This window comes from Streptomyces sp. CNT372 (genome assembly GCF_000377145.1).
In genome coordinates, this window is the sequence record NZ_KB897781.1 from 18,358 (window position 1) to 32,168 (window position 13,811).

12 protein-coding genes are annotated in these 13,811 nt (G+C 76.1%); 2 read left to right on the forward strand and 10 right to left on the reverse strand.

Translation table 11 applies throughout. From position 1 onward, the window contains the following. Positions 1–217: 217 nt before the first annotated feature. The 3 genes from C593_RS33330 to C593_RS0112925 all read right to left on the reverse strand — a co-directional run bounded on the left by C593_RS33330 (position 218) and on the right by C593_RS0112925 (position 3,231). Positions 218–2,362: a hypothetical protein gene (locus tag C593_RS33330; protein WP_018847706.1), complete on the reverse strand. Its 2,145-nt coding sequence runs from the start codon at positions 2,360–2,362 to the stop codon at positions 218–220. A 168-nt stretch (positions 2,363–2,530) separates the two neighbouring features. Continuing rightward, entirely contained in the window at positions 2,531–2,911 is a 381-nt protein-coding gene (locus tag C593_RS0112920) for a PPOX class F420-dependent oxidoreductase (protein ID WP_018847707.1), read from the reverse strand. 35 nt (positions 2,912–2,946) lie between these two features. Beyond that, positions 2,947–3,231 (reverse strand): helix-turn-helix domain-containing protein, encoded by a 285-nt coding sequence (locus C593_RS0112925; protein WP_018847708.1) that lies wholly within the window; start codon positions 3,229–3,231, stop codon positions 2,947–2,949. 64 nt (positions 3,232–3,295) lie between these two features. On the opposite strand from C593_RS0112925, the gene map reads away from it, so the two are divergent. Then, complete coding sequence (map, locus tag C593_RS0112930) at positions 3,296–4,063, forward strand: type I methionyl aminopeptidase (protein ID WP_018847709.1); 768 nt, start codon at positions 3,296–3,298, stop codon at positions 4,061–4,063. Between the two features lie 26 nt (positions 4,064–4,089). On the opposite strand, the gene C593_RS0112935 is transcribed toward map, so the two are convergent. Together C593_RS0112935 and ggt are read right to left on the reverse strand one after the other, a co-directional pair. Next, the gene (locus C593_RS0112935; protein WP_018847710.1) at positions 4,090–5,037 is read right to left on the reverse strand and encodes a glycoside hydrolase family 75 protein; all 948 of its coding nucleotides are present in this window, start codon (positions 5,035–5,037) and stop codon (positions 4,090–4,092) included. Between the two features lie 1,004 nt (positions 5,038–6,041). Further along, a complete protein-coding gene (ggt, locus tag C593_RS0112940; protein WP_026277638.1) occupies positions 6,042–7,859 on the reverse strand; it encodes a gamma-glutamyltransferase in 1,818 nt (605 codons plus the stop codon). 133 nt (positions 7,860–7,992) lie between these two features. On the opposite strand from ggt, the gene C593_RS0112945 reads away from it, so the two are divergent. Then, positions 7,993–8,736 (forward strand): hypothetical protein, encoded by a 744-nt coding sequence (locus C593_RS0112945; RefSeq protein WP_018847712.1) that lies wholly within the window; start codon positions 7,993–7,995, stop codon positions 8,734–8,736. A 435-nt stretch (positions 8,737–9,171) separates the two neighbouring features. Here the strand turns inward: C593_RS0112945 and C593_RS0112950 are convergent, their stop codons facing one another. From C593_RS0112950 to pcaDC, 5 genes are all read right to left on the reverse strand, one after another. After that, positions 9,172–9,915, reverse strand: a complete 744-nt coding sequence (locus C593_RS0112950) for an amino acid ABC transporter ATP-binding protein (protein WP_018847713.1) — start codon at positions 9,913–9,915, stop codon at positions 9,172–9,174. Positions 9,916–10,068: 153 nt separating this feature from the next. Beyond that, complete coding sequence (locus C593_RS0112955) at positions 10,069–10,521, reverse strand: DUF6278 family protein (protein WP_018847714.1); 453 nt, start codon at positions 10,519–10,521, stop codon at positions 10,069–10,071. Positions 10,522–10,599: 78 nt separating this feature from the next. Beyond that, positions 10,600–11,379: an exodeoxyribonuclease III gene (locus tag C593_RS0112960; protein WP_018847715.1), complete on the reverse strand. Its 780-nt coding sequence runs from the start codon at positions 11,377–11,379 to the stop codon at positions 10,600–10,602. 62 nt (positions 11,380–11,441) lie between these two features. Beyond that, positions 11,442–12,074, reverse strand: coding sequence for an MBL fold metallo-hydrolase (locus C593_RS0112965; RefSeq protein ID WP_018847716.1), 633 nt, complete (start codon positions 12,072–12,074; stop codon positions 11,442–11,444). A gap of 80 nt (positions 12,075–12,154) precedes the next feature. After that, positions 12,155–13,462 carry a bifunctional 3-oxoadipate enol-lactonase/4-carboxymuconolactone decarboxylase PcaDC gene (gene pcaDC, locus C593_RS0112970; protein ID WP_018847717.1) on the reverse strand — a complete coding sequence of 436 codons (1,308 nt, stop codon included), beginning with the start codon at positions 13,460–13,462 and terminating at the stop codon, positions 12,155–12,157. Positions 13,463–13,811: the final 349 nt, after the last annotated feature.

Here is a 13,811-nt window from a genome sequence, read left to right on the forward strand (position 1 = left end):
GGACGCCAGAGAGCCTCTACGCACGTAGACGCGATACGCAGATGGAGAACGTAAGCCACGTCACACAGCGGGGCAAGACCATCGTCGTCAACCCGCGGAGTCGATCATGTTTCGCACCCGAGCGGTCGATTTCAGAAGGATTTCCGGGCGGGACCGGGCGCGCGGGCGCCGCGACGGGGGTGCCGGAGAGGGCCTCCCGGGGCCGCGGGGCGGCCGGTCAGGTACCGAGGTGGCCGGCGACGCGCAGGGCGTGCACCAGGTCGCGTTCCCGGGACGCGGAGACCTCGCGGGCCGCGTCCAGCAGCCGGGGCACCAGCCGCCCGGGGGCCCGCGCGCCGAGCCGGGCCGCGTCCTCCGCGCTGCGGGCGCGGACGTACGCGGCGAGCAGGGCGGCGGCACGGGACGGGCGGCCGTCGTCGTCCAGGGCCAGGACGGCGTCGGCGATCTCCTCCGCCGGGCGCACCACGCCCTGGTGCAGCAGTTGCCGGGCGTCCTCGGCGCGGCCGGAGGCGTCCAGGAGTTCCGCCGCCGCGGCGAGCCGGGTCGCGGGTTGCGAGGCGACCTCCCAGAGCAGGGTGGACCGATCGGCGGCGAGCCCGGCGCGGTCCAGCTCGTCCGCGAGCGGGGGCAGCCAGTCGGCGGGACGGGCGGCGGCCTCGCAGAGCACGACATGCGCCTCCCCGCCGAGCCCGGCGGACCGCAGGCTGCGCAGCGCGGCGACGGTCTCCCGGGCGGCGCGCAGCGCGACGTCCGGCGGCCCGGGGCTGGGCGCTGCCTCGGCGGGCCCGGCCGCGGCACCGCCGTAGCGCGCGCCCCGGGGCACGTCCCCGGCCTCCGGGACCGGCAGCACGGGCACGCCCGGCACGCCGTCCGCCGCACCCCCGTCGTCCTCCACCCCGGCGAACCGGGCCCCACCACGGCGGCGGCGCTTCTTCGGCGGCGGGGGCGGGGACGGGGTGGTGTCTGCGGCCGCCGTGGCGGCCGGGGCGGGGCGGTCTGCGTAGATGGGGGACGCGTGACTTGGGCCGGAGGCGTCCTGCGGCCGGCTGCGCCCGGGGGCGTCCCGCGCGGGGTCGTCACCGGGGACGTCCGGTGCGTGGCCGTACCCGGAGCCGTCCGGTGCGTGGCCGCGTGCGGGGGCGGCCGGTGCGTGGCCGCGTGCGGGGGCGGCCGGTGCGTGGCCGCGTGCGGGGGCGGCCGGTGCGGGGTGATCTGCTCCTCCGGGGCGCGCGTCTGACGGCGTGGCCGGGTCGGCGACCGGATCTCCGGTCCACGCGCCGCCGCCGGGCCGTCCGGCCTGCTCGGACGCCGACGCGGAGCGGGACTCGTCCCCGGACCGGGCGGGGTACCCCGCCGGGTCAGCCGGTGAACCGGCGGTGTCCTCCCCCGCCCAGGACCTGCAGGGGTCCGGCGCGGAACCGCTTCCGGAGGCGGTGCCTCGGCCGGACACGTCCGATGCGGCGGCCTGCGCGGGGTGGCTCGGCACGCCGTCCTCGACCGGACCGGCCGGGTGACCGGAACGGGTCCCGGCGGGCCATCCCGCGTGGTCGGACGCCGACGCGGAGCGCGGCCCGGGGCCAGGCCGGGCGGCCGGATCCCCGCTCAAGGCGCCGCCGGGCCGGGCCTGGCCCGCGGCGTGCCCGGCCGGGCCCTCCCCCGGCCAGGGGCGGTCCGGGTCCGGCGAGGTGCGCGGGCCGGCGGTCGCGGGGACCGGGGCGGGGCCCTGGTGCGGGGCGCCGTGGTCAGGGACCGGCGCCGCGCAGGGCGCGGGCCGGGCGGGCTGCCCCGGCCGGTCCGGGTCCGGTGGGGCCCATTCCGCCGCGGGCCGGGCCGCGAACGGCTGCGCCGGGCCCGGCGGCGGGAGTGCGGCGAGGCGGGTGGTGAGTTCCGTGACGCGGGCCATCGCGCGCGCGTGGTCGTCGCGCGTCCAGGCGAGTTCGTTGGTCAGGCGCTCGGCCTCGGGGCTGCGGGACGGGACCGCCGCAAGGAGGCGCAGGAGGCCCTCCGCGCGCGTCTTCGCGTGGATCTCCTCACGGAGCATCAGTTCCAGCCGCTCCTGGAGGGCGTCCCTCCCGCCCGGCAGCCGGTCGTGTGCCGCGGCCGCCGCCGAGTGCAGGGAGCGGGCGCGGGCGGCCTCCCGCTCGGTCCAGACCCCGCCCGCCACCGCCGCGAGGTCGTGGAGCAGGGACTCGACGACGTCCCAGGGCGGCACCTCGACCCCGTCGAGACAGGCGCGCATCCCGTCCGGGTCACGTCTCAGGAAGATCGCGTACCAGCCGTCCGCACGGTCGATCCGGCCGGTCAGTTCCGCGAGGTATCGCGCGAAAACCCCGGTCTCGGCCGGGAGTTGCTGCACCGTCATCGCCACCCTGCCAGTTGGGGAGGTTCAACCGGAAGGCATTCGACCGCAGTTGTGTTACGGCGCTGCTACGCACGGTTTTCGGGAGTCGACCGGGGGCGCGCGGCCGGGAAGGTGACCGGAACCCGTCCGCGGGGGCCGGAACCCGTCCGGAGGGCCGGAACCCGCCCCTCAGAAGGTGACCGCGATCCCCGTGTGCGGACGCTTCCCGAGCCGGGCGATCGTCGCGGGCAGGTCGACCAGCCAGAACTGCCAGGTGTACTTGCGCGCCAGCAGCTTCCGTACCGCCCGTGTACCGGCCTCGTCGAGCAGCCGGGCCGTCCCCTCCGCGCTCGGAGCGCCGTCCTCGATCCGGCCCTTGACGTCGCACACGGTGATCTTCACGCGGGGGTCGTTGCGCAGTCGCTTGACCTTCCAGGAGTCGGACCGCGTCCACACGAACAGTTCGCCGCCGTCGACGGCGAACCACACGGGCGTGGCGACCGGGGTCCCGTTCTTGCGGTAGGTGGTGACACTGACGTACCGGGCGCGGGCGAAGGTGTCTGCACTCATACCGGCGGAGACTACGCGCCGCCGGACCGCGCCGCTCAGGCGGCCGGGGCCGCCACGGGCGCCGGTACGGCCACCGGCGGGGCGGCGCAGCGCACCAGCACCTCGTCCAGGGATAGCCCCAGGGCGCCGGCGAGGGCGGCGACGGTGAAGAAGGCGGGGGTCGGGGCCCGGCCGGTCTCGATCTTGCGCAGGGTCTCGGCGGAGATCCCCGCCGCCGCGGCGACCTCGGTCATGCTCCGGCCGCCGCGCGCCTCGCGCAGCAGACGGCCCAGCCGCTCGCCGCGTTCGCGCTCTTCGGGGGTGAGGGGGGTACGCACCATGCCGTTATTCTAATCCCGCCCAGGCCGGTATTTGAATACCGATCCGACCGGTATAGTAATTGGCATGATGGAGATCAAGACAGACGCGTCCATGGACGCGATGCGCGAAGCGGGCCGGGTCGTGGCCCAAGCACTGACGGCCGTCCGGGAGGCTGCGGCCGTGGGCACGAGCCTGCGCGAACTGGACCGGACCGCCCGCACGGTCCTCGACAAGGCGGGCGCCGGCTCCCCGTTCCTCGGCTACCACCCGGACTGGGCCCCGGTCCCCTTCCCGGGCGTCCTCTGCGTGTCCGTCAACGACGCGATCGTGCACGGCATCCCGGGCGACCAGCGGCTCGCCGACGGGGACCTGGTGAGCGTGGACTGCGGCGCCCTGCTGGACGGCTGGGCCGGGGACGCGGCGACGAGCTTCACGGTCGGCCGCGCCCGCCCCGCCGACACCCGCCTCGTCCACACCGCCGAGGCCGCCCTCGCGGCGGGCATCGAGGCGGCCGTCGTCGGCAACCGCATCGGCGACATCGCCCACGCGATCGGCCGCGTCTGCCGCGACGCGGGGTACGGCATCCCGGACGGGTTCGGCGGCCACGGGATCGGCCGCCGGATGCACGAGGACCCGGGCGTCCCGAACGAGGGCCCGCCGGGCCGGGGCATGCGCCTGCGGCACGGCATGGTGCTCGCGATCGAGCCGATGGTGCTGGCGGGCGGCAAGGACGACTGGTGGACGGCGGGGGACGGCTGGACCATGCGCACGAACGACGGCAGCCGGGCCGCGCACGCGGAGCACACGGTCGCGATCACGGACGACGGGCCGCGGATCCTGACCCTGCTCTGACGGCCCGCGGCCCTTGTGCCCCGGTCTCAGGACGGGTCGTCCGCCGCGCCGACCAGCTTCCGGGCGAGGTCCTCGCCGAGGGAGCGCGCGGCCGAGCGGCTCTCGATCGGGGTGGCCCGGGTGCCGGGAAAGAGGATGTACGTGACGTCCTCGGCGGTGCCGCCGCGAGTGGGGTGCGGGTCGATGCCGAGGGCCTCGGCCGCGGCGTACGAGGCCTCGCCGATGACGTCGGCCGGGCCGCTGTCGCCCACGACCCCGTACACGACCCGGTCCTTGTGGACCATCGCGGCGACGGTCCCGCCCCGGATGCCGGAGGCCCAGTAGTTCCACCGGGCGCTCGCGGCGGGGACGACCACGAACGGCAGCTTCTCGGCGCTCAGATAGCGCCCGTCGGACTGCTGGAAGGCGGTCATGGGCTGGAAGTACGGGTCGGTGCGCCGGTTGCACCGGGCCGTCTCGCGGCCGTCGCAGTCGACGTCCAGGTCGGCGGTCCAGTGCACGATCCCGTCCCCGCCGCAGACGGGGACGTCCGCGGGCGCGGCGCGGTCGGTGCGGTACTTGCCCTTGGAGATCTGCGTGCAGCGGCCGAGGGCGGCACGCAGGGCGTCGGCGGTGACGGCCGCGCGGGGGGACGCCGCGGGGTCGTCGGCCGCGTCGGTGACGGTCCCGGCCGCGTCGGTGACGGTTCCGGCTTCCGGCTCGGGGACCGGGGCCGGTTCGGGGGTCCCGGCAGCGGTGTCGGGCCCGGCCTCCGGGAGGGGGCCGGTGGTCCCGGTGGCCGGCCCGGCCTCCGGGAGGGGGTCGGACAGGGGGCCCGGCTCCTCGCCCGACAGGGCCGCGAAGGCGGCGGCCCTGTCGGCGAGGCGGCCGCCGGGCGGGGGCGCCACGACGGGCTGGGCGGCGGCGGGCAGGGCCAGAGCGCCGAGGAGCACGGAACCGGCGGTGGCGGCCAGGACGGTGTATCGCTTGCGCACAGGGGAGCCTTTCTGTCGGGGGGCTCCCTACCCGTGCGCGCCACGACCGGCTCCGCCCCGGCCGCCGGACGGGCGACCCCGCGCGGGCCGCGCCGAGCGGTCCCCGCCGGACTGCCGGTCGCCGCCCCACACCCCGCCACCTGCCGCGACGCGGCGGGCACCGGCCCTCCCCACCGGGCCGGGGCGCCCGCCCCGACGATCCCCCGTACGGCCCCGGGCCCACGGCCTACGGCCCGCGGCCCGCGGTAGGGGCCATCGCTCCGCACGGGCGGCACCGGCGGGCAGCGCCGGAGCCGCACGCCCGGCAGCCCGCCGTTGCCCGGCGGGCTGCCGGGCCGCAGGGCCGGGGGGCCGCAGGGCCGGGGGGCCGCAGGGCCGGGGGGCCGCAGGGCCGGGGGGCCGCAGGGCCGGGGCCGGGGCGCAGCCTCGGCACGCCGCCACCCGGACGGGCCGGACGGGTGCCGGGCCGCAGGACCCGGGGGCCGCAGGACCCGGGGCCGAGGGCCGGGGCCGAGGGCCGGGGCCGGAGGCCGAGGGCCAGGGCCGGAGGCCGAGGGCCAGGGCCGGAGGCCGAGGGCCAGGGCCGGAGCCAGAGTCGGAGCACAACCCCGGCACGCCGCCACCCGGACGGGGTGGCGGCGGGGGTGCCGGACCGCAGGACCCGGAGGCGGCGGCCGGGCCCGAGACCTGAGGCCGAGGCCGGGGTCCGGCGCCGGACGGCCGGAGCCCGAGGCCGGAGCACAACCCCGGCACGCCGCCGCCCGGGCGGGGTGGCAGAATGCCGGCCGCCCGGATGGCCCCGGACCGCCGCGCGGTCAGCGCCGCCCAAGGGCCGCAGGGCCGGAGCCGGGTCAGGGACCGAAGCCGGAGGGCCACAGGGCCAGGGCCGGGGGGCCGGGACCCGACGCCGGGGCCGGGCCCGAGGCCCGGGTGCAGCCCCGGCAGGCCGCCGCCCGGGCGGGGTGGCAGAACCCCGACCCGGATGGCCCCGGACCGCCGCGCGGTCAGCGCGCCTCGCGCACCACCATCGCCGAGCCGCCGCCGCGGCGGGTCTTCTCCGCCGCGGCGAGCCAGCGGCCGTCCGGGAGGCGCTGGACGCCGGTCGCCGCGCCGATCTCCGGGTTCTGGCGGAACGCGTGGCCCAGGGACTCCAGTTCCTTGCGCAGCGGGCTGTTCCACAGACCCGGTTCCAGTTCCGTGGTCGCCTGGTTGCGCTGGCTCGCGCGCGGCGCGGCGATCGCGTCGACGAGCGGAAGTCCCCGGTCCAGATGGCCGGTCAGGGTCTGGAGGACGGTGGTGATGATGGTCGCCCCGCCCGGGGAGCCGAGGGCCAGCACCGGCCGGTCGCGCTCGTCCAGGACGATCGTCGGCGCCATCGAGGACCGGGGCCGCTTCCCCGGGCCGGGCAGGTTCGGGTCGTGGACCGCCGGGTCGGCCGGTGCGAAGGAGAAGTCGGTCAGTTCGTTGTTGAGCAGGAAGCCCCGGCCGGGGACGGTGATCCCGCTGCCGCCGGTCTGCTCGATGGTGAGGGTGTAGGCGACGACGTTGCCCCACTTGTCGGCCGTCGTCAGATGGGTGGTGCTCTCGACCGCGTGCGTGGTCGGCACGGCCCGGCCGCCGCTGCGGCAGGCGGCGGGCCTGCGTGGGTCGCCGGGCGCGAGCGGGCTGGTGAGGACGGCGTCGTCGCGGATCAGGCAGCCCCGGGAGTCGGCGTACCGCTGGGAGAGCAGGCCGCGGGTGGGCACGTCCTCGAAGGCCGGGTCGCCGACCCAGCGGCCCCGGTCGGCGAAGGCGATACGGCTCGCCTCGATGAGCCGGTGGAGGTAGCGGGCCTGGGAGGCGCGCGGAAGGTCGGTCCGCTCCAGGATGTTGAGGGCCTCGCCGACGCTGGTGCCGCCCGAGGAGGAGGGCGCCATGCCGTAGACGTCCAGGCCCCGGTAGGAGACCTTCGTGGGCGCGCGGCGAATCGTTTCGTAGGACCGCAGGTCCCGGCGGCTGAGGTCGCCGGGGCGGACGGTGCGGGTGGCGGACGGGTCGACCGGCGGGCGGCGGACCGTGCGCACGATGTCGTCGGCGATCGGGCCCCGGTAGAGCGCGTCAGCGCCCTTGCGGCCCAGTTCGGCGTAGGTGCGGGCCAGGTCGGGGTTTTTCATCGTCGAGCCGACGACCGGGAGTCTCCCGCCCGGCAGGAAGAGTTCGGCACTGGCCGGGAAGTCCTTGAACCGGGCCTGGTTGGCCTCCGTCTGCGCGCGGAAGGTGGCGTCCACGGTGAAGCCCCGCGAGGCCAGCCGTTCGGCGGGCTTGAGGAGTTGGCCCAGCGAGCGGGTCCCCCAGGCGTCGAGGGCGGCCTCCCAGGTGGCGGGTGTCCCCGGGGTGCCGACGCCGAGGCCCGAGGTGACGGCCTGGTCGAACGGGATCGGCTTGCCGTTCTCCAGGAAGAGCGAGGCGTCCGCCGAACGCGGCGCGGTCTCCCGGCCGTCGATGGTGCGCACGCTCCGGGTCCTGGCGTCGTAGTGGACGAAGTAGCCGCCTCCGCCGATGCCCGCCGAGTACGGCTCGGTGACACCGAGGGCGGCGGCCGTCGCCACCGCCGCGTCCACGGCGTTGCCGCCCTGTCGCAGCACCTCGATACCGGCGGCGGAGGCGTCGGCGTCGACGCTGGCGACCGCTCCCCCGTACCCGACGGCCACGGGCGACTTCACGGTCGGCTTCACGGGTGCGGCGGGGGCGCTTGCCTGCCCGGGCGGCGCGCCCGCGCCGATCGAGACGACGGCCGCGACGACGGCGGGAACCGTCACCATCCGAACGGCACTACGGCGCATGCGTACCTCCAGTGTGCGGGTGTCGGCGCAGCGTAACTTTCGCGACCGCCGCGCGTCAGGACCGTCTCGGCGCGGCACCGCCGGCCCGCACCGCCGCCGACGGGGTCCGGCGCGCCCGCTAGCATGCGCGCCCATGACGGACGACATACGCAACATCGTGCTCGGTGTGCTGGCCGCGGGACTCAGCGCCGCGATCGGCTGGACGGCCCGCACCTACCTCTGGCGGCGCCGGCTCCGCCGCAAGCAGGCGTTCTTCGGTATGCCGACGGCCTCCGAGTGCCTGCTGGTCGTCAACCGGGAGGCCGGGCGGGACGGTTCGGTGCACCGCTTCGACGTGTTCGCGCTGCTGGAGCTGTCGGCCCTGGTCAAGGACTGCGGGGCGCACGGGCAGGTCGTCTGGCACGACACGGCGCGCCAGGGGTTCGGCGAGCGGACGGAGTTCTGCGTGGGCGGTCCCGTCAGCAACCGGCGCACCGCGGCCCACCTCCAGTCGATGCTGCCCGGGGTGCGGGTGAACACGGACGCCGAACCGGGTCCGGAGCAGGGCGCGTTCCAGATCGGGGCCGAGCACTACCGGATGGAGCCGGGGGCGGCCGAGTACGTGATCCTGGCGCGGCTGACCGCCGGTCAGGAGGCCCGGCCGGTCTTCCTGTTCTGCGGGCAGCGGGCGATCACCAACCAGGCGGCGACCCGGTATCTCGCGCGTCATCACGAGAAGCTGGCCCGCAAGCACGGGGGCGGCTCGTTCGTGCTGCTGCTGAAGGTCGTCAACTCCCAGGCGTACGGGCCCGACGTGGTCGAGGTGGTGGCGGATGTGACGCGGGCGGCGCAGGCTCCGCTGCCGGGACCGCGGGCCTCGCAACGCGCCTCCGCCTGAACGCGGCGGGGTGCGGTCGGACCGCGAAAGGGACCGCACCGGCACCGGAGCGGAACCGGTATGGCACCAGGCCCGGATCCGCGTCCGGGTCCGGACGGAAAAAGGAGCGGCGCCCCCGTCGCACGCGCGGCGACGGGGGCCCGCCCGGCATCGGGCACGGCCCCTACGGTGGAGCTGACCTTCTCCCCGGCCACGGCGGTCCGGCGTCTCCGTCGGTCCCGCGGCGCGAGAAGTGATCACCGGCTGCCACCGGCCCCTGCCCGGGCAGGGTAGGACGATGCCCCATGAGCTGCTGCCCCCTCCGTTTTCCCTCCACCGGGGCCGGGGGCGGCCGCACCATCACCACGGGGATGAACGGCACAGCGTAGTCCAGATCCCGGGCGGGAGGCGCGCGGGCGGACCGGGACCCCTCGGACGTGGCATCCGCCGTGCCCTTCAGTGCTTCAGGATCTTGGAGAGGAAGTCCCGCGCCCGGTCGCTCTCCGGGGCGGTGAAGAACGCCTCGGGGACCCGGTCCTCCAGGATTCTCCCGTCCGCCATGAAGACCACACGGTTGGCGGCGGACCGGGCGAAGCCCATCTCGTGGGTCACCACGATCATCGTCATCCCCTCCGCGGCCAGACTCTGCATCACCTCCAGGACCTCGTTGATCATCTCCGGGTCGAGGGCCGAGGTGGGCTCGTCGAACAGCATCGCCTTGGGGTCCATCGCGAGTGCCCGGGCGATGGCGACGCGCTGCTGCTGCCCGCCGGAGAGCTGGGCGGGAAACTTGCCGGCCTGGTCGGCGAGACCGACCCGGTCGAGGAGTTCACGGGCCCGCCGCTCGGCGTCCTCCTTCTTCCGGGAGCGGACCTTGACCGGGCCCAGGGCGACGTTGGCGAGGACGGTCTTGTGCGCGAAGAGGTTGAACGACTGGAAGACCATGCCCACGTCCGCGCGCAGCCGGGCCAGTTCGCGCCCCTCCGGGGGCAGCGGCTTCCCGTCGATCGCGATGGTGCCGGACTCGATCTGCTCCAGCCCGTTGATCGCCCGGCACAGGGTCGACTTGCCGGAACCGGAGGGGCCGATGACGACGACCACCTCGCCGCGGCCGACGCTGAGATCGATGTCCCGCAGCACATGGAGGGAGCCGAAGTGCTTGTTGACGTCACGCAGCTCGATCAGCGGATCGACGGCCATACGATGCCCTGCTCCTGTTCGCCGTGTCGCGGTGATCGCAAACTATCCAGCCGGGAAAGGCACTTCGCCCCGACACGCATAAGTGAGGGATAAACCGTATTGTCGAGCCGTCGGCCCGAACATGCGCCCGGGCCGGGGCGGGGGCTGCGGCCCTCAGGCCTCGGCGGCCTCCGCGTAGACCTGGGAGAGTTCCGGCGCGCCGTTGACCGCCCACTCCAGCCCGGCCTCCACGACCCGGATCTCGCGCCCCGAGACCAGCCGCACGACGGGCTGGCCGCCGGGCCAGATGTGCCAGACCGCGCCGGGGACGGTGCGCACGATCACGGTGCCGAGGTAGAGGCCCGCGTCATTGCCCAGCCAGGGCAGTTCCTCCGGGTCGTCCCGCCAGCGGGGCGGCAGCTGGTCCAGGGCGCTCAACGAGGCCGGGGAGTCGTCCAGTTCCAGCCCCGCGTCGGCGGCGCGGGCGCGCAGCAGCTCGCATTCCGAGAGCAGGGAGGCGATCGCCTCGGCCCGCTCCGGGTCGCGGTCCCCCGTCCCGGGGCCGCCGGCGTGCTCGGACGCCTCGTCGTGGCGCCGCAGCCAATTGTCCAGGAAGGGGATGTTCATACCGCCCAGCGTCGCATCCCGGGGGTGGTACGCACCACAGGGCACGCGACGCCGGTCCCGGGCCGGACCCGGCGGCCCCTACACGTCCAGGTCGACGACGACCGGCGCGTGGTCGGAGGCGCCCTTGCCCTTGCGCTCCTCGCGGTCCACGTACGCGTCCTTCGCGGCGCCGGCGAAGGCCGCGTTGCCGTACACCAGGTCGATGCGCATACCGCGGTTCTTGGGGAAACAGAGCTGGCGGTAGTCCCAGTACGTGAACGGGTGGGCGTACTTCAGGGGCCGCGGGACGACGTCGGACAGCCCGCGCTCGCGCAGGGCCTCCAGCGCGGCGCGCTCGGGGGCGGTGACATGGGTCAGGCCCTCGAAGGCGGCGGTGTCCCAGACGTCGTCGTCGGTGGGGGCGATGTTGTAGTCGCCGAGGACGGCGAAGGGCCGCTCCCCCGCCGCGTCCTCGGCGACGGCGGCGGAGAGGGCCTCCAGCCAGCGCAGCTTGTAGCCGTAGTGGTCGTGGGCGACCTCACGGCCGTTCGGCACGTAGACCGACCAGACGCGGACCGGGCCGCAGGTCGCGGAGATCGCCCGGGGCTCCTGGACACCCTCGTACTCGGGGCCGCCGGGCAGGCCCTTGACGACGTCCGCCAGGCCGACGCGGGAGAGGAGGGCGACGCCGTTCCACCGGCCGGTGGCGAGCACGGCGGACTCGTAGCCCAGCTCGCGCAGGGCGTCCGCCGGGAACTGCTCCTCGGTGCACTTGGTCTCCTGGACGCAGAGCACATCGGTGCCGCTGCTCTCCAGCCAGGCCAGCAGCCTCGGCAGCCGGGCGGTGATCGAGTTGACGTTCCAGGTGGCGATACGCATGCGGCCAAGACTAACGGCGGGGTCGGACAGTGCCCGGCGGGCCCGCGAGCGGGAAGGGGCCCTCACAGCTCGCGGGCGGTCCCCGGTTCCAGGCGGCCGTGGTCCGCGCCGCCGAGGGCGCCGATCTGGCGGTCGTAGATGGGGCGGGCCAGGTCGGTGAGGAGGGCGTCGTGGATGTCGATGGCGCGGCGGGGCTTCACCTCGCGCACGTAGTCGATCACTTCGGAGATCTTGTTCCACGGCGCGTGCACGGGCAGCAGCAGGGTGTCGACCGGCTGGTCCGGCACGGTGAGCGCGTCGCCGGGGTGGAAGAGCGAACCGTCCACCAGGTAGCCGACGTTGGTGACGCGCGGGATGTCCGGGTGGATCACCGCGTGCAGCTCACCGTGGACACGCACCTCGAAACCGGCCGCCTCGAAGGCGTCCCCGTGCCCGACGGTGTGGACCCGGCCGGGGAAGGCGGGCGCCAGCTGCTCGGCGACGCTGCGCAGGGTCCACAGCCGGGCGTCCGGGTTCGCCTCCAGGGCGGCCCTCAGCCGCCCCTCGTCGAAGTGGTCCGGATGCTCGTGCGTGACCAGCAGGGCGTCCGCCCCGGCGGCCGCGTCCTGCTCGCTGAAGCCGCCCGGGTCGATGACGAGCGTGCGTCCGTCCTTCTCCAGCCGGACGCAGGAGTGGGTCTTCTTGACGATCCTCATGTCCCCATCCTGCTACGGGACCTCCCCCGGCGGGACCGGGCGGCGGGGGCCCGGCGGCGCGGCCGGCCCGGCGGTGGGGGCTACGCGCCCGGGGCGGTCTCCTCCCGGATGACGGTGCGGGCGACCCGGAACGCGGCGTTGGCGGCCGGCACCCCGCAGTACACGGCGGCCTGGACGAAGACCTCGCGGATCTCGGCCGGGGTGAGGCCGTTGCGCAGGGCGGCCCGGGTGTGGAAGGCGAGTTCGTCGAGGTGGCCGCCGGCCAGCAGCGCGGTGAGGGTGACACAGCTGCGGGTGCGTCTGTCGAGCCCTTCGCGGGACCAGACCTCGCCCCAGGCGTAGCGGGTGATGAGTTCCTGGAAGTCGCCGGTGAACTCGTCGGCGCCGGCGGTGGCCGCGTCCACATGCGCGTCGCCGAGCACCTCGCGGCGGATGCGCATGCCCGCGTGGTAAGGGTCGGGACGGCCGCCGGGGTGGACGGCCTGCGGCTGCTCGGGCGCGGCCGGGCCGATCTCGGCGACCGGGGCGACGGGCGCGGAGCCCACGGGCACGACCGGCGCCGCGTGCTGCGCGGGGATGCCCGTGAGGGTGTCGTGGCGGGTGCTGCCGAAGTGGTGGGCGAGCAGGTCGGTGACGGCGGCCGGCTGCTCGACGGGGGCGAGGTGGGCCGCGCCGGGGACCAGGGCGAGCCGCGCGTCCGGGATGCCGGCGACCAGCGTGCGGGCCTCGGCGGGCCCGGTGACCTGGTCCTCGGAGCCGACGACCACCAGGGTCGGCACGCCGAGGCGGGCCAGCTCGGCACGGACGTCGAAGGCGGCCAGCGCCTCGCAGGCGGCGATGTAGCAGCCCGGGTCGGTGGTGCGCACCATCTGGACGGCCCACTCCACGATCGCGGGCTGCGCGGCGGCGAAGGGCCCGGTGAACCACTGCTCGGGGGCGCTGCGGGCGATCGGGTCCAGCCCGTTGGTGCGGACGACGACGCCCCGGCGGCGGAAGTCGTCCGCGGATCCGAAGCGGGGTGAGGTGCCGACCAGGGCGAGGGTGGTGACGCGGTGGGGGTGGCGCAGGGCGAGGTCGACGCCGATCGCGCCGCCGAGGGAGCAGCCCGCGTAGCCGAAGCGCTGCACGCCGAGGCCGTCGAGGGTGGCGAGGAGACGGTCGGCCAGCTCGCCGACGGAGCCCGCGGGGTGGGCGGGCGCGCCGCCGTGGCCCGGCAGGTCGAAGCGGACCAGGCGCCAGCGGCCCGCGAGCTCGGCGATCTGGCGGTCCCACATGTGCCAGGTGGTGCCCAGCGAGGGGCCCAGGACGAGCACCGGTGCGTCGTCCGGGCCGTCGATCCGGTACTGCAGGGTCTTCGGGGGCGTCTGCGTCTGACTCACGGCGTCCACCGTAGTGACTGGAACCACTCGCTCCGGTCACCGGGGGTGGGCCCTCCACGCCTCGTTCACGGGACGGCCGGGCGGGGACCACGGACGGCACGCGCCCGGTCGCGCGGCGACGCGCCCCGTCGCACCGCCGTGCCCGCCGGCGCCGCCGCCCCGGTGGGCACGGCGGTGCCCTGCGGGCGGGCCGCGGAGCCGGGGGCGGGACCCCGACACGGGGGCCGGGGAGGCCGGACGGGCCGAGGTCCCGGGGGCCCGGGGGTCCCCGGGACCTCGGGACCTCAGGACCTCAGGAAGCCGAGACGCCCGCGAAGGCCGCGAAGGCCGCGAAGGCCGCGAATGGGAGCATATTTCG